At 57.6% G+C, this 23847-nt stretch carries 22 protein-coding genes; all 22 read left to right on the top strand.

Going from position 1 to position 23847, the window contains the following annotated elements:
• The first annotated feature begins 2 nt into the window (after nt 1-2).
• Nucleotides 3-503 (top strand): type VI secretion system lipoprotein TssJ, encoded by a 501-nt coding sequence (gene tssJ, locus IF199_RS29565; protein WP_102620680.1) that lies wholly within the window; start codon nt 3-5, stop codon nt 501-503.
• Nucleotides 504-505: 2 nt separating this feature from the next.
• Complete coding sequence (gene tssK / locus IF199_RS29560; RefSeq protein ID WP_096817226.1) at nt 506-1837, top strand: type VI secretion system baseplate subunit TssK; 1332 nt, start codon at nt 506-508, stop codon at nt 1835-1837.
• A gap of 5 nt (nt 1838-1842) precedes the next feature.
• On the top strand, nt 1843-2718 hold the full coding sequence (gene icmH, locus IF199_RS29555; protein ID WP_007954389.1) for a type IVB secretion system protein IcmH/DotU: 876 nt from the start codon (nt 1843-1845) through the stop codon (nt 2716-2718).
• A gap of 13 nt (nt 2719-2731) precedes the next feature.
• Entirely contained in the window at nt 2732-6271 is a 3540-nt protein-coding gene (gene tssM, locus IF199_RS29550; protein ID WP_096817228.1) for a type VI secretion system membrane subunit TssM, read from the top strand.
• Entirely contained in the window at nt 6271-6999 is a 729-nt protein-coding gene (locus IF199_RS29545) for a PP2C family protein-serine/threonine phosphatase (RefSeq protein ID WP_011336583.1), read from the top strand. The genes tssM and IF199_RS29545 overlap by 1 nt, the downstream gene beginning before the upstream one ends.
• Complete coding sequence (locus IF199_RS29540) at nt 6996-7997, top strand: serine/threonine-protein kinase (protein ID WP_192559316.1); 1002 nt, start codon at nt 6996-6998, stop codon at nt 7995-7997. The genes IF199_RS29545 and IF199_RS29540 overlap by 4 nt, the downstream gene beginning before the upstream one ends.
• Nucleotides 7998-8025: 28 nt before the next feature.
• Entirely contained in the window at nt 8026-10062 is a 2037-nt protein-coding gene (locus tag IF199_RS29535; protein ID WP_192559315.1) for a type VI secretion system Vgr family protein, read from the top strand.
• A 5-nt stretch (nt 10063-10067) separates the two neighbouring features.
• On the top strand, nt 10068-10268 hold the full coding sequence (locus IF199_RS29530) for a hypothetical protein (RefSeq protein ID WP_192559314.1): 201 nt from the start codon (nt 10068-10070) through the stop codon (nt 10266-10268).
• A complete protein-coding gene (locus IF199_RS29525; RefSeq protein ID WP_192559313.1) occupies nt 10261-12945 on the top strand; it encodes a glycoside hydrolase family 19 protein in 2685 nt (894 codons plus the stop codon). The genes IF199_RS29530 and IF199_RS29525 overlap by 8 nt, the downstream gene beginning before the upstream one ends.
• A complete protein-coding gene (locus IF199_RS29520) occupies nt 12942-13487 on the top strand; it encodes a hypothetical protein (protein WP_192559312.1) in 546 nt (181 codons plus the stop codon). The genes IF199_RS29525 and IF199_RS29520 overlap by 4 nt, the downstream gene beginning before the upstream one ends.
• A gap of 145 nt (nt 13488-13632) precedes the next feature.
• Entirely contained in the window at nt 13633-14379 is a 747-nt protein-coding gene (locus IF199_RS29515) for a lysozyme inhibitor LprI family protein (protein WP_244142425.1), read from the top strand.
• Nucleotides 14380-14420: 41 nt separating this feature from the next.
• Nucleotides 14421-14825 (top strand): hypothetical protein, encoded by a 405-nt coding sequence (locus IF199_RS29510; protein WP_192559311.1) that lies wholly within the window; start codon nt 14421-14423, stop codon nt 14823-14825.
• A 175-nt stretch (nt 14826-15000) separates the two neighbouring features.
• Entirely contained in the window at nt 15001-15399 is a 399-nt protein-coding gene (locus IF199_RS29505) for a hypothetical protein (RefSeq protein ID WP_192559310.1), read from the top strand.
• A gap of 28 nt (nt 15400-15427) precedes the next feature.
• Nucleotides 15428-15859, top strand: a complete 432-nt coding sequence (locus tag IF199_RS29500) for a hypothetical protein (RefSeq protein WP_425220397.1) — start codon at nt 15428-15430, stop codon at nt 15857-15859.
• 9 nt (nt 15860-15868) lie between these two features.
• On the top strand, nt 15869-16330 hold the full coding sequence (locus tag IF199_RS29495) for an XAC2610-related protein (RefSeq protein WP_192559308.1): 462 nt from the start codon (nt 15869-15871) through the stop codon (nt 16328-16330).
• A gap of 21 nt (nt 16331-16351) precedes the next feature.
• Entirely contained in the window at nt 16352-17401 is a 1050-nt protein-coding gene (locus tag IF199_RS29490; protein ID WP_192559307.1) for a sel1 repeat family protein, read from the top strand.
• Complete coding sequence (locus IF199_RS30715) at nt 17374-17814, top strand: lysozyme inhibitor LprI family protein (protein WP_102620694.1); 441 nt, start codon at nt 17374-17376, stop codon at nt 17812-17814. Before IF199_RS29490 ends, IF199_RS30715 begins: the two co-directional genes overlap by 28 nt.
• A gap of 46 nt (nt 17815-17860) precedes the next feature.
• Nucleotides 17861-18457, top strand: coding sequence for a hypothetical protein (locus tag IF199_RS29480; RefSeq protein ID WP_192559306.1), 597 nt, complete (start codon nt 17861-17863; stop codon nt 18455-18457).
• Between the two features lie 99 nt (nt 18458-18556).
• Nucleotides 18557-19951: a TIGR01777 family oxidoreductase gene (locus IF199_RS29475; protein ID WP_192559305.1), complete on the top strand. Its 1395-nt coding sequence runs from the start codon at nt 18557-18559 to the stop codon at nt 19949-19951.
• Between the two features lie 9 nt (nt 19952-19960).
• Nucleotides 19961-22411: a PEP-utilizing enzyme gene (locus tag IF199_RS29470; RefSeq protein ID WP_192559304.1), complete on the top strand. Its 2451-nt coding sequence runs from the start codon at nt 19961-19963 to the stop codon at nt 22409-22411.
• A gap of 53 nt (nt 22412-22464) precedes the next feature.
• A complete protein-coding gene (locus tag IF199_RS29465; protein ID WP_192559303.1) occupies nt 22465-23196 on the top strand; it encodes a hypothetical protein in 732 nt (243 codons plus the stop codon).
• A 130-nt stretch (nt 23197-23326) separates the two neighbouring features.
• Nucleotides 23327-23836 carry a hypothetical protein gene (locus IF199_RS29460; protein WP_244142424.1) on the top strand — a complete coding sequence of 170 codons (510 nt, stop codon included), beginning with the start codon at nt 23327-23329 and terminating at the stop codon, nt 23834-23836.
• The last annotated feature ends 11 nt before the right edge of the window (nt 23837-23847 follow it).

The following is a 23847-nucleotide window of genomic DNA, read 5'->3' as shown; positions in this document are numbered from 1 at the left end:
GCATGTCTCGCCGCTCGACCGCTTTTTTCCAGACGCTGACCGCGCTCACCCTGTTGGTGCTGCTCGCCGGTTGCTCGTCGATGTCGCCGTATTCGAAAGTGACCAAGATCAACCTCAAGATCACCGGCAGCGATCAACTGAACCCGGATCTCAATGGTCGTCCGTCGCCGATCGTGGTGCGCCTGTTCGAACTCAAGCACCCGGTGACCTTCGAGAACGCCGACTTCTTCAGCCTCTACGAGCGCGCCAAGGAATCCCTCAACCCTGATCTGGTGGCCAGCGAAGAACTCGAACTGCGCCCGGGTGAAACCGTGGAACTGAAACTCAGCGTGGAGGAGGGCAGCCGCTACATCGGCATCCTCGCCGCGTACCGCGACCTGCCGGAAACCAAGTGGCGCCACACGTTCCCGATCACGCCGCTGGAAGTCACCGAAGCCGATCTGACGCTGGATCAGGCCGGTATCCGCAAAACCAACGAAGTGCTCGCCAAGGCGGATGACTGATCATGAATACCCATAAAGTCATCTGGCAGGAAGGCATGCTGCTGCGTCCGCAGCACTTCCAGCACAACGACCGCTACTACGATCACCAGATGAAGACCCGCACCCAGTTGCTGGGCGGCTACACCTGGGGTTTCCTGAACCTCGAGATCGACTTGCAGTTCCTCAACATGGGCAAACTGGTGATCAGTGAAGCCTCGGGGATCCTGCCGGACGGCAGCCTGTTCGAACTCGGTGGCAACACCGAACCGCTGGCGCTGGACGTGCCGCCGAACACCGGCAACATGCCGATCTACCTGGCGCTGCCGCTGGTCACCGGTAACCACATCGAGGCCCGCCGCCCGGAGCAGTCCGACGTGCTGGCGCGCTACACCGCCTATGAAACCGAAGTGGCCGACTCCAACGCCGGTGACGATTCGGCGAGCCAGGTCAAATGCGGTCGCCCGGACTTCAAGCTGTTGCTCGGCGAGCAGCAGAGCGACCAGGCCTACGTGAAGCTGAAGATCTGCGACGTGCTCGACACCACGCCGGACGGCGTGATCAGCCTCGATCCGGACTTTGTGCCGACCTACATTCAGGCCCACGCTTCCAGCTACCTGCTGTCGTGCCTGAAAGAAGTGATCAGCATGCTCGGTCACCGGGGCGACACCATTGCCGAGCGTATTCGTTCGAACGGCAAGGTCGGCGGCGCGGAGATCGGCGACTTCATGATGCTGCAACTGATCAACCGCACCGAACTGCTGCTGCGCCACTACCTGGGCCTGGAGCAGGTTCACCCGGAAGAGTTGTACCGCACGCTGCTGACCATGCTCGGCGATCTGGCGACCTTCTCCAGCGACAGCAAACGCCCGCGTCTGGACAGCCGTTACTCCCACGCCGACCAGGGTGCGAGCTTCCGCAAACTGATGGAGTCGATCCGTCAGGTGCTGTCGATGGTGCTGGAACAGCACGCCATCGAACTGATCCTGCAAGCGCGTCAGTACGGGATCATCGTGTCGCCGTTGCACGACCACAAACTGCTGGGCTCGGCGTCGTTCGTGCTGGCAGCCAGTGCCAACTGCGACTCCGAAGAACTGCGCAACCGCTTGCCTGCGCACCTCAAGGTCGGCCCGGTGGAGCGCATCCGCCAACTGGTCAACCTGCACCTGCCGGGGATCAAGGTCAAACCGTTGCCGGTGGCCCCGCGGCAGATCGCGTTCCACTCCAACAAAACCTATTTCATCCTCGAACTCAGTTCCGAAGACCTGGCACAACTCGAGCGCTCCGGCGGCTTCGCGTTCCATGTGTCCGGCGAATTCGCCGAGCTTGAACTGAAATTCTGGGCCATCAGGAACTGACCGACATGATCAAGGACATGGAACACAACCAGGACGACAAAACCGTCCTGCTCGACCGTCAGGGCCATGGCCCGGCGGCGAGTCCGCTGACCGACTTCGCTGCGCCACCGCGTTTCGAACAACTGGAAGAACGGATGATCTACGCTGCGCGCCTGCGCCCGGCGGAGGCCTTCAACATCAGCCTGAATTCGCTGGTGGCTGCGTCGTCCGAACTGCTGTCGGAAGTGGTGCGCCTCAAGCACAGCGAAACCCGCGAAGACCTCTACGCGCTCAACGAGCGCCTGACCGCCGGGCTCAAGCTGTTTGAAGTGCGCGCCCTGCACAACGGCGCCGAAAGCAGCCAGGTGATGGCCGCGCGTTACGTGCTCTGCACCGTGGTCGACGAAGCCGTCGTGACTACGCCGTGGGGCAACGAAAGCGAGTGGTCGCAGATGAGCCTGCTCAGCAGCTTCCACAACGAAACCTTCGGTGGCGAGAAGTTCTTCCAGCTGCTCGATCGGCTGTCGAAAAACCCGGTCAAGCACCTGCCGATGCTGGAGCTGATGTACCTGTGCCTGTCCCTCGGTTTCGAGGGCAAGTACCGCGTACAGGCGCGCGGCATGCTGGAACTCGAAGGCATCCGCGACGCCCTGTACCGGCAGATCCGTCAGTTGCGTGGCGACGTGCCGCGCGAATTGTCGCCGCAGTGGGAAGGCCTCAACGATCAGCGCCGCAACCTGGTGCGCATCGTGCCGGCGTGGATGGTGGTGCTGTTCACCTTCGTCTGCCTGGTGATGATGTATTCGGGCTTCGCCTGGGTCTTGGGCGAGCAGCGCGACACCGTTCTGCAACCTTATCAGCCGCTTGATCCGGCCGCGGTCCAGCCGCAGTCGCAGCCGTAAACAGGGACGTGTGATGAAAAAGTTTTTCAAGAAAGTCGGCGCCTTCCTGCGCCAGACCTGGGTCTGGACCTTGCTGCTGGTGCTGTTCGTGGCCCTGCTGGTGTGGTTCGTCGGCCCGTTGTTGGCGGTGGATGACTACAAGTTCTGGGAAGGTTCGACCTCCCGGTTGCTGACCATCAGCGTGCTGTTCCTGATCTGGGGCCTGACCATGGTCTTCGTCAGCTGGCGCGCCGGTATTCGCAAGAAAGCCGTCGAGGAAACCGAAGATGGCCAGGACCGTATCCGTCGCGACGACCTGATCGAAGAAGAGCAGAAAGAGTTGAAGGAGCGTTTCAAGGACGCCCTGAAAACCCTCAAGACTTCGAGCCTGTATCGCGGCCGCAGCGAGCGCTGGCGCAGTGACTTGCCGTGGTACTTGCTGATCGGCCCGCAGGCCAGTGGCAAGACCAGCCTGCTGGACTTCTCCGGGCTGGAATTCCCGATCAACAAGATCGACCGCAAGCTGACCCGCGACACCCACGGCACCCGTCATTGCGACTGGTACTTCGCCGACCACGGTGTGCTGATCGACACCGCCGGCCGTTACCTGACCCAGCCGGATTCGGAAGTCGACGGCAGCGCCTGGACCACTCTGCTGGAGCTGCTGCGCAAGCGTCGTCGTGGGCGTCCGCTGAACGGCGTGCTGGTGACCATTCCGGTGGAAACCCTCACCAGTGGCAGCGAGCAGGACATCGACACTCTGGCTCGCCAGGTGCGTGCGCGTCTGCAAGACGTCTATCAGAAGCTGCACGTCGATGTGCCGGTGTATCTGGTGCTGAGCAAGGCTGACAAGCTGCTGGGCTTCGACGAGTTCTTCGACCAACTGACCCGCGAAGAAAGCGATCAGGTGCTGGGTACCAGTTTCCGCAAGGATCAGGTCGGCACCGACGTGGCTGTACTGCGCGGCGAGTTCGAAGAGCTGCTGCGTCGCCTCAACAGCCAGGTGATCATGCGCATGCACTCCGAGCGCGACACCCAGCGCCGTGGTCGCATCCTCGACTTCCCGCACCAGATGGGCCAGATCGGCGAGCGCCTGTGCCTGTTCGTCGACATGGCGTTCACCGGCAACCGCTATCAGCGAGCGACGCAGCTGCGTGGTTTCTACCTGACCAGCGCTCCGCACCTGACCCACGAAATGGATTCGACCACTGCCGGTATCGGCGCAAGTCTGGGCATGAGCGCCGGCGTGCTGCCGACGCTGCGCAGCGGTCGTTCGCGTTTCATCCACCACTTGCTCAGCCGGGTGATTTTCCCCGAGGCCGATCTGGCCGGTCTGGACAAGCGCGAACGCAGCCGCATCCATTGGGGCCAGCGTGCGTTGTACGTCGGTGCATTGGGTGCCCTGGCGCTGTTCGGCATGCTCTGGGCCGGTGGTTTCTCGGCCAACTACGAGCGTCTGGAAAACCTGCGCAATCTGGCGCAGAACTGGACGCAGCAACGCACGGCACTGTCGCCGCGCGATGACGCCATGGGTACGCTGAAAACCCTCGACACCAGCTACGCCGCGACTCAGGTGTTCCCGAAGAAGGGCGACGCTGCGTACCACGAGCGCGTTGGTCTGTATCAGGGCCAGGACGTCAATCCGGTGGTCAAGGAAGCGTACGAGCGCGAGCTTGAAAAGCAACTGCTGCCGCGCGTCGCTACCATGCTCGAAGGCCAGATCCGCGCCAACATGAAGGACCGCGAAAAGCTGATCAACAGCCTGCGCGCGTACCTGATGCTGAACATGAAGGATCGTCGCGACGCGGCATGGCTCAAGGACTGGGTCGCCACCGACTGGTCGCAGCGCTACACCGGCAACACCGCGGTGCAGAACGGTTTGAACGCGCACCTTGAGCGTCTGCTGAAGCTGCCGTTTATCTACCCGCTCAACGAGCAGTTGGTGACTCAGGCGCGTCAGGTTCTGCGCAGTGAATCGCTGGCAAACGTGGTTTACCGCATGCTCCGTGAGCAGGCGCGCAACCTGCCGGACTATCGCTTCAGCCAGCACCTCGGCCCGCAGGGCTCGCTGTTCATCGGCACCGAATACGTGATCCCGGGCTTCTATACCCAGACCGGCTATCAGCAGTATTTTTCGGTACAGGGTTCGGCGCTGGTCACCGACATCCTGCGTGACAACTGGGTGCTGGGCGAAGGCGCGGGCATCAGCGACATGGATCTGCGTCGCCTGATGGTCGAACTGGAGCAACTGTACTTCCGCGACTACGCCAACTACTGGAGCGAGGCCGTTGGCCAGGTGGCACTGCCGCCGATCAGCGACGCCGGTGAAGGCGCCGAGCAACTGGCAGGCCTGACCTCGGCCAACTCGCCGGTGCTGGCGCTGTTGACTGAAGTGCGCGAAAACACCCGCTTCCAGGCAGCCCCAGAGCCGGTGGATGAAGCCGGTGACGCCGCCGATGCGCTGGCGGGGCAGAAGGGCAAACTGGGCAAGGTCGGCAAACTCGCTTCCGCTGTCGCGGACAAGGCTTCGGCCATGAACGTGGCGAAGAATCTGCCCGACACCGCCAAGAAGTCGCTGCAACGCCGCTTCGAACCGCTGCATAAACTGCTCGACGACAACAACGGCCCGGCCGCTGACCTGACCCCGGCATTCGCCGCGCTCAACGACCTGCAACTGCAACTGGCGGGCCTCGCCCGTTCCAGCACGCCGGAGCAAGCCGCGTTCGAACTGGCCAAGACCCGCATGAGCGGCCAGCGTGATGCGCTGACCAACCTGCGCAATGCGTCCGGTCGTCTGCCGCGTCCGCTGAGCGTGTGGTTCAACGTCCTGGCTGAAGACTCGTGGCGCCTGGTGCTCAACGATGCCTACCAATACCTGAACGGCCGTTATCAGAGCGAGCTGTACAGCGTGTATGGCAAGACCATCAACCAGCGTTACCCATTCAGCGCTTCGAGCACCAGCGATGTGGCGATCAGCGATTTCCGCGAGTTCTTCCGGGCTCAGGGCACCATCGACCGCTTCTTCGACAGCTACATGCGTCCATTCGTCAGCGGTGATCCGGGCAGCTACCGGATGCGCAGCATCGACGGTCGCAGCCTGCCGGTGTCCAAGGTCTTCCTCGATCAGATGGCTGCGGCACTGAACATTCGCCAGAGCTTCTTCTCGATCAACCCGGCCGAGCCGACCGTGCAGTTCAAGCTGGAGCCGTACACTCTCGATCCGGCGGTCAGCCGTTCCGAGTTCAAGTTCGGCGACAAGACCATGGAATACCGCCACGGTCCGATCCTGCCCATGAACTTCAAGTGGCCGACCGATGCTGAAGACGGTCGCACCAGCCTGGTCATGGACAAGATGGCCGGCCGCCCGATCGGCATCGAGAAGAACTCCGGCCCGTGGTCGTTGTTCCGTCTGTTCGACCTGATGCAGACCGAGTACCTGACCGGTCGTGACGTGCTGGTGCTGAAAGCCGACGTGGGTGGCCTGCGCGCCAACTACCTGCTGACCAGCCAGCGCACGCCGAACCCGTTCGACATGGGCGTGATGCGCACCTTCCGTATGCCGGTGCAGCTCTGATGCTGGTGGCCAGTCCCTGGCGCAGCGCGGCGCGAACCGACCCGGGCAAGGTGCGGTCGCGCAACGAAGATGCCTTCCTCGACACCCCGCAGCATGGGCTGTGGGTGGTCGCGGACGGCATGGGCGGTCATCAGGGGGGCGACATCGCCAGCCAGTTGATCGTCGCCAGCCTGGCTGAACTGCCGCAACACGAAGACTTCGACGAACGCCTCAAAGCCATCCGCCAGTGCCTGCACTGGCTGAACCGGCGCCTGGGGCAAGAGTTGACCGTCACCGCCGGGCGTCACGACAGCATCATGGGCAGCACCGTCGTGGCGCTGCTGGTGGATGGCAATCGCGCGGCCTGCATCTGGGCCGGCGACAGCCGTTGCTACATGTGGCGCGGGCAGCGTCTGTATCAGCTGTCGAAGGATCACTCGCTGCAACAGCAACTGATCGACGAGCAACAGATGAGCGTCGAACAGGCAGCGGCGCACCCGGCAGCCCAGGCCTTGACCCGGGCGGTGGGCGCGGCGGAACAACTGACCCTGGATGTACTGGAACTCGAGGTCTATCCGGGCGATGTGTTCCTGCTGTGCAGCGATGGTTTGTATCAAGGCCTGAGCAGCGACGCCCTCGGCAACGCCCTCAGCCTGGCGGCGCCACATGTGGCGCTGGAACGTCTGTTCGACGGCGCCCTGCGGGGTGCCGCTCGCGACAATCTGACTGCCGTGGTGATCCGCCAATGACTGAAATCGAATCCTCAGTCGACGACTTGCTGATGAGCGAAGAGCAGGCCAACAACCTGACCTATTTCGCTTTTGCAAAGCAGCACAACGCCGAACCCGCGCTGACGCCTACACGGGCCAGCGTCGGCGAACTGCCAGACGTTCTGGCAGGCCGCTATCACCTCGAGCGTCTGCTCGGGGCCGGTGGCATGGGTGCGGTTTACCGGGCCCGGGATCTGCTGCACGAACAGTTCGGCGATCCCGATCCTTACATTGCGCTGAAAATCCTCAGCGAAGAATTTGCCGAGTCGCCGGACGCCAGTGCCTTGCTCTACAGCGAGTTCGCCCTGACCCGACGCCTGCGCCACGACAACGTGCTGCGACCGCACACGTTCGAAGTGGACACCGATTGCCAGCGGGCCTTCATCACCATGGAACTCATGCGTGGCCTGACCCTGGACAAACTGCTCTGCGAGCGGCCACTGGGCCTGCCGTGGAAAGAACTGCGCGACATCGCGCTGCCGCTGCTCGACGCGTTGGCCTACGCCCACCGTCGCGGCGTGCTGCACGGTGACATGAAGCCGAGCAACGTCATGCTCTGCGAAGACGGCGTGCGCCTGTTCGACTTCGGTCTCGGGCAAGCCGAGGAGGGCATCCTGCCCGGCCTGCCGCACCTGAGCCGCGAGCGCTTCAACGCCTGGACCCCGGGCTACGCCGCCCCCGAACTGCTTGAGGGCCAACCGTTGTCGGCCAGCGCGGACGTGTACGGCGTGGCCTGCGTGATCTATGAACTGGCGGGCGGCAAACACCCGTTCCGCCGCTTGTCCTCGACCCAGGCCCGTGACGAACACCTGGATCGCGAACTGCAAGCCCCGCAGCACCTACCCAAACACTGTTGGCCAGCGCTGCGTACAGCGCTGAGCTTCAACGCGGCAGAGCGCACCATCACTGCTGAACAATTGCGTGACGCCTTGGGCGCCACTTCGTCCTGGCTGCAGCGTTTGCGACTGCGGGCGTAACGGATGACATTCGAACAGGGAGCACACTATGTTCAACCCAGCTAACGAAACGCACTTCAGCCTGACCGTTGAAGACTACGTAGGCGACCTGCAAGTCCTGTCGTTCACCGGCACCGAAGGCATCAGCCAGCCGTTCCGTTTCGACCTGGAACTGGTCAGCGAAAACCCGGATCTGGACCTGGAAAAGCTCCTGCACAAACAGGCGTTCCTCGCCCTCGATCCGCAAGGCTCCGGCATCCACGGCCAGATCTACCGCGTCGCCCAGGGCGATGCCGGCAAGCGCCTGACCCGCTACAAAGTCTCGCTGGTGCCGCAACTGCAATACCTGCATCACCGCACCAACCAGCGCATCTACCAGCAGATGTCGGCGCCGAAAATCATTGCGCTGATCCTCGATGAGCACGGCATCAAGGGCAACGCCTACAGCTTCCAGCTCAGCCAGCCGTGCCCGGATCGCGACTACTGCGTGCAGTACGACGAAACCGACCTGCACTTCGTCCAGCGTCTGTGCGAAGAGGAAGGGATTCACTACCACTTCCAGCACAACCCGAAAGGTCACCTGCTGGTGTTTGGTGATGACCAGACCGTGTTCCCGAACCTCGGCCAACCGACCGCGTATGTGCAGGGCAGCGGCATGGTCGCCGAAGAGCCGGTGATCAAAGGCTTCCGGCTGCGTCTGGAAACCCGCACCAGCCGCACCACCCGCCGCGACTACGACTTCGAAAAGCCGCGCCTGCAAATGGAAGCGGCCTACAAACCGGACGGCGAGAGCACTGAACCGGATCTCGAAGACTACGACTACCCCGGCCGCTTCATCGACCGCGCGCGCGGCAAGTTCCTCAGCCAGCGCGCCCTCGAACGTCATCGCGCCGACTACCGTCAGGCCGAGGGTCGCGGCGACCAGACCAGACTCGTCAGCGGCCACTTCATGGAAATGTCCGACCACCCGCGCAGCGAGTGGAACGACCTGTGGCTGCTCACCGAAATATTCCACGAAGGCAAACAGCCGCAAGTTCTCGAAGAATCGGTAACCAGCGACACCACCGACCACAAGGCCGATTTCCACCAGGGCTACCGCAACACCTTCCTCGCCACCCCATGGGACGTGTTCTACCGCCCGGCCCTCGAACACCCGAAACCCCGCGTGCTCGGCAGCCAGACCGCCATGGTCACCGGCCCGAAAGGCGAAGAAATCCACTGCGACCAATACGGCCGCATCAAAGTGCAATTCCACTGGGACCGCGAAGGCCTGGCCGACGACAAGACCAGCTGCTGGCTGCGCGTCTCCAGCAGTTGGGCCGGCGACCGCTACGGCGCCATCTCCATCCCGCGCATCGGCATGGAAGTCCTCGTCACCTTCCTCGAAGGCGACCCCGACCAACCACTGGTGACCGGCTGCCTGTACCACAAGGAAAACCCGGTGCCCTACGCCCTCCCGGCGAACAAAACCCGCAGCGTCTTCAAAACCCTCAGCTCCCCGGGCGGCGGTGGCTACAACGAACTGCGCATCGAAGACAAAAAAGGCGCCGAACAAATCTTCATCCACGCCCAGCGCGACTGGGACGAAAACGTTGAGCACGACCAGAAAATCCGCGTCGGGAATGAACGCCACGACACCGTGGTGAAGAACACCTACACCGAACTGAAGGCCGAAGAACACCGCACCACCATCAGCGACCGCAAGATCGAAGCACGGATGGACGACCACCTGACTATTGGTGAGAACCAGCATGTGAAGCTTGGTACGGCACAACTGACCAGTGCCGGGAAAGAGATACACATCAAGGCTGGGGACAAGATTGTTATTGAGGCGGGGACTGAGCTGACGATTCTCGGCGGCGGCAGTTTCATCAAGCTCGATGGCGGCGGTGTGACGGTGGTTGGGCCGGTGGTGAAGATTAATGCTGGCGGGTCGGCTGGCTCGGGGACCGGGATCGGGATCAAGCCGCCGGTGCTGCCGGGGGCGGCGGATAAGGATAAGGCGGGGAGTTTGATGGATCAGGCGTTGTTGAATGCGCCGCCTGAGAAGGTTAAGCCGAAGGCTTTTTTTGTGTTTTCTGAGTAAAAGACATGAATCGTGCTTTTAAGAAAAAAGTGATTACAGAGATGCTAACTTCCGATGCGCCAGTTAGCATGCTTTTTGGTCGAGAAAAAGTGCAATTGAAAATGACAACTTCAACGGCGAAGTCAGAAACTTTGATGCTCGCCAGACAGCAATGGCTTGCGTCAAAGAACTCAACTGTAGGCTTGCAGGAAGCAAAGAATGACTGACTCCTCGACCCAAAGCACAACTCCGGAAATAATTGTTCCGACGATTAAGTTTGAGTTTCCCATAAGGAAGTCTGATGGGAAGCATTTTAAAGATGCCGAAGAAGTTTATCAGGCTATCGGAAGTGAGAAGTCAGGGCACTATCTACTAGGAAGTAACAAGTTCTGGCATGGTGGAATTCATATTAGTGACCTGAGTGCACCTCAATGTGTACTTCAGGATCCCATACGCTGTATTGCTGATGGTGAAGTCGTCGCTTATCGCTTGAGTAAGGATTACTTGACTTCAACCTTCGGTGAGGGCGAGGGCTCTAAGTATCTGAAGTATACTAATTCTTTCTGTTTGGTGCGTCACGAATATCATTCACCTCCAAATACCGAAGAAGGCGAGAATAAAGGCAAACAGAACAAACTGACATTTTACAGTTTGTACATGCATTTATTACCGTTTGATCGGTATCCATTGTCACCTGAAGAAGCTCCTAATCAAAGAATTAAAATGATTGCCGGTGGTTTCACTGCACGTAGCGACGCTAAGGGTGAGCCGGGTTGTCATAATTATGGAGCCATTGCTGCAGGCACAGAATTTGAGATTCTCGAAAAAAAGGGAACGGTTGAGGTTTATGCCAGGGGTAAAATTCTGAAGGGAAGTGTGGCAGGCCGCGCAGTGGGTCAGGAGGCTTGGTTTGCCTACAAAAAGAATGGCGAGATTTATCCTCGAACAACAACTAGTGGCGCAGTTACAGGGCCAAGTTGGTTCGAGGTTTTACCTCCGCAGCGAGAAAAACCGAATTATTGGCACGGTAAAGTAAAGGCGACAGTAGGGCCACAACCCTTACCGATATACAGCGCTCCGGCAATACAAGCCAGTGGGCAAAATGCAGGGCCACAAGTTGGCTCTATAGCACTGGTAGCTACAAGTGTTGTTACTTTCGACAGTGAAAAAGTTGTCAACCTGAATATCGCTGGAGCGATTAGACGCATGGCTGAATGCACGCTAATTAGCGGCGGCCCCGGAGGAGGCGGAGCGGTGCCTCCAACGTTTTGGGCTTGCGTCGAAAATGAGCTTCCATCGCCAGCGATGCGGTGGGATACAGTGACTCCCGCTGATGAGGCTTTTGAGAAAGTCGTCATTACTAGTATCGGCATCAAGGCAGGAAATCCTATTGGTTACTTAGGCCTGATGGAAAACCTTCTTGATGAGAGCGGTGAGGCAACTCGCAAGCATCAGGTTCATATTGAGGTTTTTACAACAGATCAAAAATTGGAAGAGTTTTTAAAAAATCCGGCTGGACTGACAACTGGGAAGAAATTTTTGCGATTGGCCGCAAATAAAACTTTGACCAAAAAGCCTCCCCAGACGGGAGTCGTGGAGTTGCTTTCGGACCATGTCATTGAACTGAGTAAAGTTCCAATATTCAAAAATCCAGATGAATGGTATGAGCCAAAAGTCGAAGAGGATGGCCAAAGTAAAACAGGCCTAATCGCAAAAGGCGAAGCGGAGATTATCTCTCAGCACGATTGGGAAAAGCTTGGTTTTCGGATTGTCAAGGAGTCGAGTGCCGTTGCCGACGGTTTCCTTGATCCAGATGACATGCCAGAGTTTTTTAAAGGCCTATACAGCGACTTAGATAGGCTTGGAAACGCAGACGGGAAAGTAACACCTGAGGATTTTCCTAAGGCACTGCAAAATGCTGAGCTTAGGTCTCATTGGTCAAAGCTTATCGCCTTTCATCCAACTGAGTGGAAGGACGCGTCCAGCGAGGCGAAGTGGGGCAGACTGCCGCAGATTTTGGAAGGTTCACCAAAGACGCTCGCCCATGAGCAGGCACGTATAGATAAGTTGGTGTTCTGGAGTGAACTGTCTGGTAAAGCAGAGGTTCCTGCTGATGGACTTGTTTGGCATTTTCATCCGATAGAGTTTATTGAATATATCAAGGTTAGACCAAAGTTTGAGTTTACTTTGGAGATGATGAAGAAAATATATCCATTTATTCAGTCTTCTAAGTATGGTGACCTTCAGGCTATAGCTGACGAGCTAAACGCCCATATTGATTTTTTCAAGCTAAATACGCCTTTGCGTAGAAGTCATTTTTTTGCACAGGTAATGCAAGAGACAGGGCCCACACTAAGCGTGGAAGAAAGCTTCTTATGGAAGGCTACTTCTCTAATTGCTACGTTCACGTACTTCTCGAATAACCCTAGCGCGGCACATGCCCTCGGTTATCAAACTGTAAAACCGATAAAGGCCGATGGGACTTCGGTGACGCAAGCGGATTATGTAGAAGTCGCTAATCGAGCCTATGGCAACCGAGTGCAACTAGGGAATGGAGACTATGCTAGTGGTGATGGCTGGAAGTTTCGCGGGCGGGGTCTGAAGCAGTTAACGGGACGAGCTAACTATAGAGATTTTACAACATGGTATCGGAGTAATTTAAGCAGATGGCCAAATGAGGATCACGATTTTATAGAGACTCCAGACTTGCTAGTTCAAATGAAGTATGCGGTTCGGTCGGCAGGTTATTTTTGGGTAGATCATAGCTTGCACATAAGGGCAGATGCAGGGCCAACGGAAGCGGCAGTAGAATCAATTACGGATGTTGTAAATTATAATACCAATAGTCGTGTTGCAAGAAAGGAAAATTTCAAAAAAATATGGGAAGGGGAATATTTTAAATGAATGGGTGCCTGCGTTTTAATGTGCCATTAATGAATTTTTTTAAAATTTGTTTAGTGGTTTTTGTGTTTGGTTTTTTTGTGTCCGCAGCATTTGCAGAAGAGGGAGAAGTAGAAGAAGAAGCGGAGGATATTACTCTCTGCAATGCACAGGAGGATATCTATTTCAGTTGCCCGCTTTCGGGAGGGAAAATTGTTTCCGTATGTGCGTTAGGTAATACCAATCCGAACTCCGGATATGTGCAATATAGGTATGGTGTGCCTGAAAAAATAGAGCTTGTGTATCCGCAAAGTAAAATTCCTCCAAAGGGGCGTTTTTATGTAGTTAATGCATCTGAGGGTAGTGTGAGCTTAAATATAATAAAATTCTATAATGGAAAATATACGTATCTTGTTTCGCAAGCGTATAGAAGTTTTCTAACCGTTCTGAAGAGTGGAGAACTTGCTGTTAGAAAATCTTGTGAGAGGGGTGGCTATTCTGTCATTAATCGGAAGGCGTTAAAAGGTATTGAGTCGCTCCCCAAAAGCGCCGAGGATTTTAAGTGAGAGAGGGGGTAAAAGGGCAAATTTATTTGTTGTATTGCGCTCAGCAACTTTGATTTTGGTGCGGCGTTTAAATAGGTCTGTTCTGTATGTTTAGATTCAAACAAGTTCTAATTTGTTGTTGGGTTTTTGCGGACGTCAAGGGATTATGAATTTTAGAATTAGTCTTGTTTTGGCTTTTTCGTTGCTGTCTTCGGTTGTGAAAGCAGAAGGAACTATGATTGCGACCGTGCTTCAGGCAGATTTTTCCAAAGATCCAGAAATACGACTGCTCGTCAGGGTTCTCGACGTAGGAGGGGGGCCGGGTGATACCTCGATGGCCCTTCGTAAAGAGTGTCTGGAGAGGGTTAAGTCAGCCGATCGCCCCGGTCCGGACCCATGCTTTTCGATTGAAATCACCGAGAGCAAAAAACAACGGGCCATCGTTCGCCAAACGCTGCTGAATGATCCTCAGCGCTCAACCGACCCGATCTATCTGGAGATTGTTTACCAGTCTGAAGTCAGTGCGACCGATCCGACCAATCATCATAGGCGCTCTGCCTGGCTGAAGATTGAAGAGAACGGTTTCTACAATTGGAACAACGAAACCAAGCAGGCGTTGGCGGACGTTGTGTGGCCAACTGCGTCGAGTGGGACGCTTGATCTGGTTGTTACGGATACGGATGCACTGCTCAACCTCGTTTACCGGGAGCGCATGGAACGGTTGGACGAAAATGCACAGAAAGGCCTGAGAGAAACCCAAAGGGCCTGGATGAAATTTCGCGATGCGGAGTGTCTGCCTGAGCCGAAATCGTCTAAGTCGGTTTTCGGGGAATGGTCGGACTCCTGTTTGATTCGCGCGACGATAGAGCGAGCCCGTCAATTGGCTATGGCTCCGGACAAGAGCAAACAGTGAACTAAAGCATTTGATCAGCAGGTTTATGGAGTGGGTGAGTCTTGAAAGGATTGTCGCTGTTTTCAGTTTTGTGTTTTTCATGTTGTGCATTTGCAGGCAACGCACGAGGGCCGGTCGTCGATATATACAAAGCCGATGTCGCTTACGTTTCCGGAAAACTGGTCCGTTACTACCAAACGTTCGATAGTCCCTGCGTCAATATTCAGATTCTCAAGCCTGGGGGACAAGGGGCTGCAAGCGACTCGATGGAGTTCTGCGACATTGAAGGGAAGAACTTTAACAACGGCTTCTCCGACGTCTCATTGGATAAGGCCACGTTTTCCGACACCGAATTGCAGTTGACCTTCAAGCTGATGTCGCTGGTTGGAGTGAATGAAACTACCGAATTATGCAGATTCCGCGTTGATGGTGAACATCTCGCAGAACCTGAATGTACGGCGCAGTAAGGGTCGTGCATTGCATATCGGTCAGCCATGCCATCGGAGATTCAGAGTGAAAGTCGTTCCCCTGTTGTTCCTGGCGTTGACGTGGGCGTTGTCCGCAAACGCAGCGCCAGCCGGTGTCAGTACAAGCCATACAATGCCCACCGCGATGGTCGCTGCACTCACAAAGGAAGACCAAATGCCTGCCGAGAGTTTTCGCGCCATTGCAGATGGCGTGGTGAACTGGAGCGGTGGAACGATAGCTGCCGTGGTGATTGAAGATCCGAATGGTATTTGCGCGATTTACAGGTATCAAGACGGCCGGTTGGATCTGCCTTTTGACGGCGTGCCTTGTAAGTTTCTGGGGCCACCCACGCTGATGTCGGACAGAAAAACTGCTTTGCCCGATGTCGTGTTCGCCGTCGAGTTGTTTGTCCCCAACCGGGGCGGGATGGCCAAGCACAAGGTCGCGTTTTATTACGATGCCGAGAAGAACGCTTATTGCGAGAGTCAGTCGCTTGCGAGTTGGTATCTGTTGGGAAATCGGGCGCTGGCTCCTAATCTTCGGGACGGTCAGTGTGTAGCGGGATCGGAATAGGCCCGTGCCCCTGATCTCTCATAAGGAAATGAACGTGAAAAAAGCACTTCTTCTGCTGGTCAGCCTCTTCCCCCTGATGGCTTATGCGGAGGTCACCACCGAATCACTTTGCTTCGAACTTTCACAGGACAGCCCGGTGAAGTTCGAACTGCGTACCTACTACGACTCATCCAGCAAGTGGTCAGGTGGATTCGTCAAGTACGCCAAGTCCAGCGAGCCGATTTCCATTGTGCTGACCGACTCCGAAAGCGAAATCCTCGACCCGGAAGCCCCTTGGCAACACACCCGGACGTGGTCTGAAGTGGTTTACGGCAAAGTAACGGGCACCTACGAACTGATGACTCAAGGCTCGCAGATTGTCTCGATGTCGTACACGAAGAAGTCCAACGGCAAGACATACAGTTTCATGGTCAATACCTTTGTCGACTCGACACTGGAGTCCGGATGCAAGTGGGAGTAGGGCGAGCACATGCCATTCAAAACTCTGGCGCTATCACTGCTCGGCCTGCTGTGGACTGTGCCGGTGTGGGCCGAAACCACCACGTTTATTCCCACCCAAGGCGTCGAAGCAACATGGGTTCTCGAAGGTTCCACGCTGAACGTCTCTGTTAAAAGCGCAGCCCATAGCGAGTCGCAGGCAATCGATTTTCAAGCGGAAAAACCGCTGCATATGCAGATCGGCGATTTCAATTTCGACGGTATGAAGGACTTTTCTGTCTGGCAGATTGATGACGGGATGGGTACTTACTCCTACTTCAGAGTCTTCATCTACCAACCTGAGACAAACCGTTTCGAAGAGGCTAAGCCCGATTGCGGCGATGGCTTCGTCAACCTGCGCGTAGACAAAAAGCGTAAGGCGTTGCTCAGCACTTATTGGGGCATGAACGGGCCAGAGCAATGCATTACCCGATTCACCAAACGCAAGACCTGAATGGCTCAAGGAAGAACACTGTTGAAACGATTTTTTGCGGTACCGAGTTGCGGTATGACAACACGCAGGCTGAATCAGTGGCTTTCCGTTGCATTGTTGAGCACCGGCCTGTTCACAAGCGCCTTCGCCTCTACTGAACAGCAATGCCCGGCTAACAACTTCGCTGACTTCGTCAAAGCCTTTTCATTGGACTCGGCGGTACAGAAAGCGTTTACCGCGTCGCCGATTCAGGCAACTCATGTCGTGGCTGAAGGCAACATACCCAAGGTTGTCGTGCGCAGCGTCAAGCATTTGCCCGCCGATGAATTGAGCGTGCTGGGTACGGTAAATGCTGCCGCGTTGAGCCTGTCTACCGAGATCGCATTTCCGAACAGGGTGGTCGTGCGTGATCAGCAGGGTACCTTCTTGAAGATTTTCGTCTTCAAACACAGCGACTGCTGGGTGCTGAACAGTGTTGAAGACTGGACGCTCGAAGCGGTGATGGATGACGTGGCTCGAACAGATCACCCTTCACCCGGTGAGCGCGAGTTGAAGAAAGGCGTGATGTTCGATCGGCTGGTCAACAAGGCATCAGGTGAATCCGGTGTCTCTTTGTACGCGGCAGCGCTGGACAGCTATGTGGACGGCGCCCGCAAAGGTTCGGCCCAGGCGGCAGTGGCGGCCGCGGGAATCAGTCTTTCCGGGCAGGCACCGCGATTGCCGAATGAACAGATTCTGGAGCTCATGAATCAGGCATTTCAGAGTAATCCCGACAATGGCGTGTTCCTCTCCTTGTTTTACTGCGATGAGGGTGAGTACGACGATCACAAGGCCTGCATCGATCCGCAAAAATCGATGGCGACATTGGAAAGCGCCGCGCTACGAGGCTCTAGCCACGCACTCCTGCGATTGGGTGACGTCTACGAAGCCGGCACTGTCGTCGCTGCTGATCTGCCCCGTGCAATGGCCTGTTACCGCGAGGCCAGCAAGACCGAGCTTAAGTCGGGCCCTGCTGCGGTCGAGCGCTTGTCGGCCCGAGGCGTCGTCATGGACAACTCAATTGAATGTATTGGCGCAGGTGGCACTCAGTGAATGTCGCGCGTTGGATGTTTTGTGCATTTGTGGCGATGTCAGTCTCGTCAGTCAGTTTTTCCCAAGATGCAGGTTGTGAGGCAGTAGCGGCTGGGCAACGTGACGAGTGCGCAGAAAAAGCGATGAAGGCTGCCGATCGTGTCCTTAATGACAGTTACGACGCGGTGATTGATAGAGCAGGGTTTCGGTATATTTTTCAGTACCAGTCTCGGCATGAAGAGCATAAGGCGTTTCTAGATCGACTGAAAAACTCCCAGCGGGCATGGATAAAGCTGAGGGATTCGAACTGCAGGCTTGAGGGGTTTGAGAATGAATGGGACACGACATCCTATTCTGCAGATCTGAATAGATGCGCCGCGAAGATGAGTCTGGAGAGAGCTTTATATTTGGACGGTATCCTTCCGGCACATTGATGTTGTGCTGATTAATGTTTTTGCTTGGTTGGGTGGGGATATGGGAATGCGTAAAAAGGCCATTCAATTGAGCGTGCCCCAATCTTGTTTCACCTGGGTGTTCGCGTTCTGCACGGCACTTCTATCACCGACAGTGTTTGCTCAAGAATCCACCTGCGAGTTTCATGACGTCCAATCAACCCTTGAGGTGGTCAGTTGCCTCAACGAGGGCGCCGTGGAAGTCTTGAAGCTGTCGCCGCGCAATCATCCAGCTTATGAGAGTGATATAGACCGCCTCTCTACGTTTATTGTGCGGGGTAATGACCTCAACGAGGTCAAGAAAACGGTGGGGATGAGTGCTTTGTCGTCGCCCTACAACTTGCTCGTCAAGTTGCCGAATGCTGAGGGAATCATGTATTTCGATCAGTTGCCCGAATCAGCCACTAAAAAACTGACGATACCAGGCTGGGTACTGATGGATGCGCGGGATGTCGTGTATGAACGACAGGGTGGCGGGGAAGGTTTTGGACTTGTATGCAGTACCCATGGAAAAGCGACCGGCTCTGAATATGTAGTCGTCACCCAATGTAATGGCTTTTACGAAGAGGATATTGCCAGGTTGAAGGATTTACTCGGCGTGATCGACGCTCACTCCGCGCAATAGAGATCACTGAACGCAACCAAACGTTTTGTCTTCGCGCGACTGACACCCCCCATTTTCCTTTAAACTCCCCGCCCTCAAGGAATACGCTCAGGACACGGAATGCCAGCCCCCTCTTTCTCTCTTCGCCCCGCGATGGTGCTTTGGTTGTATGCCGCGGCAATCGTGCATGTGCTCGCCGGTCTCACGCTGACGTGGGCCGGTCATTCCGGATTACTCGACGGCTATTTGCACACCCTCGAACTCGCATTCTGGGGCGCCGATCCGGTCCCTGCCGCCGGTCACGAGCAGCAGGTGTGGTGGCTCGCGCTGTTCGGCGCGACGTTGCAAAGTTATTCGCTGTACATGCTCGCGTTGGTGCACCTTGGCAACCGTCTTAAAGCACCTGCAATTTGGGGCTGGTTGATGGCGGGCGTCCTGTTATGGGCGCCGCAGGACATGTGGCTTTCAGCTCAACAACAGGTCTGGTCGCATCTGTGGCTCGACGGTTTTGCGCTGCTGGTGCTGTTGCCGCCGCTGATCTGGTTGCTGCGCCATGATCGTCGGAAATCCCCACCAGAAAGAACCGTGAGCAAATCCAACCCCTTTGTCGGCGGCGCCTACAAGCGGGTGCTGATCACCGGTGGCACCGGGTTTATCGGTGAAGCCGTGGTCAATCAGTTACTCGACGCCGGCCACACGGTCAGCGTGTTGGCTCGGGATCCGTTGAAAGCGGCGAACCTGTTCGACGGTCGCGTCCGCTGTGTGCGTTTGTTGAGCGAACTCGGCTGCGACGAACCGTTCGACGTGGTGATCAACCTCGCCGGCGCACCGGTCGCTGGCCCGCGCTGGAGCCCCGCGCGTCAGGCGCAACTGCTCGCCAGTCGGGTCGATACCACCGAAGCCTTGATGTGCTGGCTGAAGCAAACGAGCCATAAACCCGCGCTGTGGATTCAGGCCTCGGCGATCGGTTTCTACGGCGTGCGTGATGCCAGCGAAAGCCTCGATGAACAGGCCAGCAAGGGCGACGGTTTCATGGCTGAGCTCTGCGCGCGTTGGGAGGCTTCGGCGCAACCCGCCACGCAGTTTGGCGTGCGCCAGGTGGTGCTGCGCCTCGGCGTGGTGTTCGGGCCGGGCGGTGCGTTGTTGCCATTGTTGATCCCGTTCCGTCTGGGCTTCGGCGGTCGCATGGGCGATGGTCAGCAGATCATGAGCTGGGTGCACCGCGACGATGTGATTCAGGTGATCGCTCGATCCTTCCACGATGAAAGTTTGCGCGGCACCTACAACATGGTCGCGCCCGAAACCGTCAGTCAGGCAACGTTCGCCGAGAACGTTGGTAAGGTCCTCAAGCGCCCGGTGTGGTTCCACATTCCTGCAGCGCCAGTGCGTGCGTTGGCCGGGGAAATGGCTCAGCTGTTCTTCGACGGTCAGCGTGTGGTGCCGCAGCGTTTGAGCGAGGCGGGTTACACGTTCCGCTATCCGACCCTCGACGCCGCGCTGCGCGATCTGGCCTGAGGATCGCCCATGAGCAAGCCCCTGATGTACCTGCTGGCCGGCAACGGCAGCGCCGCCGATTGGTGGGATGACGCGTTGCCGCATTTTCAGCGTTACGACGTGGTGCCGCTGGAGCTGCCGGGCTTCGGCGCCAACCCGCAGCCGCCCTGCGAGGATCTGGCGGCTTACGCCCAGATCTTGTTGGCGATGACGCAAAAGGGCAGTGCGATCATGGCCGTCGGGGTCAACGCGCTGCTGGTGCTGCATGCGCTGCAACGTCGGCCCGGGCACTTTTCTCGCAGTGTTTTGCTGGCGCCGGTGGGCGCTTTTTTGTGGCAGCGTCGATTGCCGGCGCTGATGTCACCGCTGCCAATCCGAAAGAGCATTCATTGGCTGCTGTCGAACAAACCCACGCTGTTCGCGCGCAAGTTCTCCAACCAGACCTGGACGCCCGCGCAGTACCAGCGCATGGGCGCCGGTTATGCGCGCTGCCGTGCGTTTGTGCCGCACTGGGATCTGATCCGTGCCGACACCGCGCTGCCCTTGCTGGAGTGGATCACCGACCCGGTCGAGCTGGTCTGGGGCGATCAGGACAAGGTGCTTGGCATCGAACAAGCGGCGGCATGGTCGGCGATTCTTGCGCGCGCAGATCTGACCATCAGCCTCCAACCCGGTTGGGGCCATTACCCGTGGATCGACGCACCCGCGCAGTTTGCGCAGTGGCTGGAGTCGGGCGAGCGCGGCTTCGTCGCGCACACCAAGGGCGGGCGTTTGCGTCTGGCGGAACTGGCCCGGCAACCGGTGCCGACGGCGCTGACTCTCAACGATTGCAACGACCCGCGACTACCGACCTTTCTCGCCAGCCAACCACAGGCGATCTGGGCGGTACGTTCCTCCAGTTACGGCGAAGATCAGGCCGACTCGGCGAATGCCGGTTTGAGCACGACTTACCTGCGCGAGCCGGCCGCCATCGTGCCGGCGCGCATCGTCGAGCTGACTGCCGAAGGTGTCGAGGAAGTGGTGGTGCAGCGCTTCATCACGCCGCAGGTGTCGGGCATCGCGTTTGTGCGTCATCTGTCGGTGGAACTCGAGTGGGTTGAAGGTCATCTTGAGTCCCTTGCCGACGGCCAGATCAGCCCGGAGCGGGCGACGCTCTCGCGGCTCGGCGAAGCCTGGCGCAGTGGCACGTTCACGGCCGCCCACGGTTTGACCGAAGACGTGCTGTGGCGCTTTCTCCAGGATGTCTTGCGGGTGTTCCACTATGTGCCGGGCGATGTCGAATGGGCCTGGGACGGTACGCAACTGTGGCTGCTGCAATTCCGGCCGATCAGCGACTACGGCTGGCGCCGCCACCTGACGGCCGCCAACATCGCCGAGATCTTGCCGCCGCAACCCAGCATGCTGGTGGAATACGCCCAGCGCCGGGCCGCCGCGAGCATTCCGGCGATCATGGCTCGTTGGGATGCGCGGGTGTTGCAGGACAACGAACCGTTCACGGCTGTATTTGGCGGCGCGTCCTACATCAACAACGACCTGTTTCTCGCACGGTTGGCCGACTGGGGCATCAGCGCCAGCAACTATGCCGGTGAAGTCGGCGGTGCGACCCCGCATCTGCCGTGGCGACCGCTGCGGATGGTGCGTTCCCTACCGTTGTTCCTGCGCATGCAACGTATCGCTCGCGGATATTTGCTGAGCCTTGAGCACGGCTTGCAGCGCTTCGACCAAGAGCTGACCGACCTCGTCGCCCAGGGTGCTGACGGTCAGCAACTGGCCGACTGGTTCACCCGGTTTTATGTGTTCGTGGTGCAGGGCAATCTGTGCATCGCCACGGCGCTGGCCAGCAGCGGCGGGGACTGGCTGGGCCGACCGCCCACCGCTTACGACAACCTGGAAAACAGCCCTCATCGGCTGCCGTGGGAGACCGATCCCGCCACACCTCGACCTGCGTCGAGCGCGCTGCCACTACAGGCCTTCCCGCAATGGTCAGGGCTGATTCGCCTCGCTCACTCGACCGGCCTGCCGGGCCTGCGTGGTTACTACCTGCAAGTGCGCGAGTGGTATCGCGACAACCTGATGCGCATCTTCTTCCGCCTGCATCACGCCATGCCACTGGCGGATCGCGATCACTGGTTTGCGCCGCACCCGGACATCCGCACGCGCGACGGCAGTTTCTGGCAGGACGGTCGCGAAGGTGCCGAACAGGCCACCGGGTTCATGATTTACCCGGGGCAGGTGCGGGGCATTCTTGGCGAAGACATCTTGCTGGAAGACACCCTCGATCCCGGGCGTCACGCGCACTATCAGGCAGCGCGGGCGGTGATTGCGCGGATGGGCGGGCGGTTGTCGCATGGATCGACGTTGTTGCGGGAACTGCGCAAGCCTTCGGCGGTGATGCCGCAGGTGGATTCGGCCTGGGTGGGGTGTGAGGTGTTGTACCTCGATGGTGAGCTAGAGCTGATCAATCCTGCGAACAAAGGATGAGCCGACTGCGGTCAAGAAGTAGTCGATAACGTTATGCACAGGGATATGGATTGATGGGTTTAATCAAGCCTTCATGGCTGCTGGGTTCGCTACTCGGCTGTATTGCTCTGGTACAGACGGCCGTGGCCGCCGATGCCATTGTGGTTGGTGATAAGTCGGGCCAGTCAGCTGTTGCGCACGGCCCTGTCCAGGCAGCTGTCGAGTTGGGCTCATGCCGGTTCTCCATGCCGCTGTTACAGGATCAATGGCTGACGTTCGAAAGCTTTTATCTGGTGTTCGTCGCGGACAAACAACTGCCCACTCGGGCCAACGCACCTGGCATGTGGCAGGCGGAAACGTCGAGTGGCTATGACTGGCATTTCGAGAAGTCCGGTAACTTGAGCCAGCCGTGGTTTGGTGCGGTGTGTGAAAGCGCTGATAGCTTCTCCTTGCTCACCGCCCGGAAGCCACCGGAAAATGACTCCATTGCTCTACAACTCCTGCGTGATGACAACGACCGTAGATGCCCGGCGACCCTGACCGATCATGGTTGGGAGCCTACGTCGCTGGCAGGGCCCAAGAACAGATACACCTTCGAGGCATTAGGTGGAGAGAAGTCTTCGGGGTTCATCTTCGGCTTCCACGACAAGTCACGACGGCACATTACCCGCGTCGCTTTTTGTCTGCTGCGGGGTAAAGACGTGCTGATCGGCTCGGCGGAATCAGGCTCGGCCAAACCGTTGGCGATCAGCACCGAAGGATTTGAACAAATCAAAACAGCGGTGCGCAGCATGGCTTTTGAGTAAGCCTGCGAAGACCGAACGGAGTTACCGCGTGAAATGTTGCTGGCGAATGGCGCTACGGCGAGCGCGCCCTTTGCTGCGAATGGACAAACACTCCCGCTGAATTGAGACGGGTTAGTTCAAAGGAAATGAAGTGAAAAGACTGCTGTTGTTATGTATGGGCTGGCTTCCGTTAGTGGCGATGGCGACGGATGTCTGCAATCAGGAAACCGACGCCAGATATTTCCTCTCGAAATGGTCAGAGAGAGGTGAAGAGCCGGAAGACATGCTTTCCAGAATCGATGGTAAAGAGTTTTCTACTGAGCCCGGCCATGTGGTCTACATCGGCGATCTCAATGGCGATGGCATCGAAGATTTCATCTTCAACTCCCGTGTGGGTATTGGGTCATCCATGGACAGTACATTCGCTTTCCTGATCCAGTGCCGTGGTTACCTGAACTATGCCGGGGGCAGTTACTTCGCCGGGGTCAAGGTGTTGGACAGTCCGCCCAAGAACGGCGGCGACTTTAAAGACATCAAGATCTACTCCTACATCCGGGATAAGCGTGGCCAGATTCGATACAAGGGCGAAGAGGCCCTGACCCGGCCACATCTGTGGCAATTCAACCCACAGACACAGCGTTATGAAGGTCAGTCCGAATAGATTTCAGTTAC

The sequence above is a fragment of the Pseudomonas allokribbensis genome (assembly GCF_014863605.1).
Classification (GTDB): Bacteria; Pseudomonadota; Gammaproteobacteria; order Pseudomonadales; family Pseudomonadaceae; genus Aquipseudomonas; species Aquipseudomonas allokribbensis.
The sequence above is the reverse complement of the archived record's forward strand: the minus strand, read 5'-3'. Positions and strand labels throughout refer to the sequence as shown.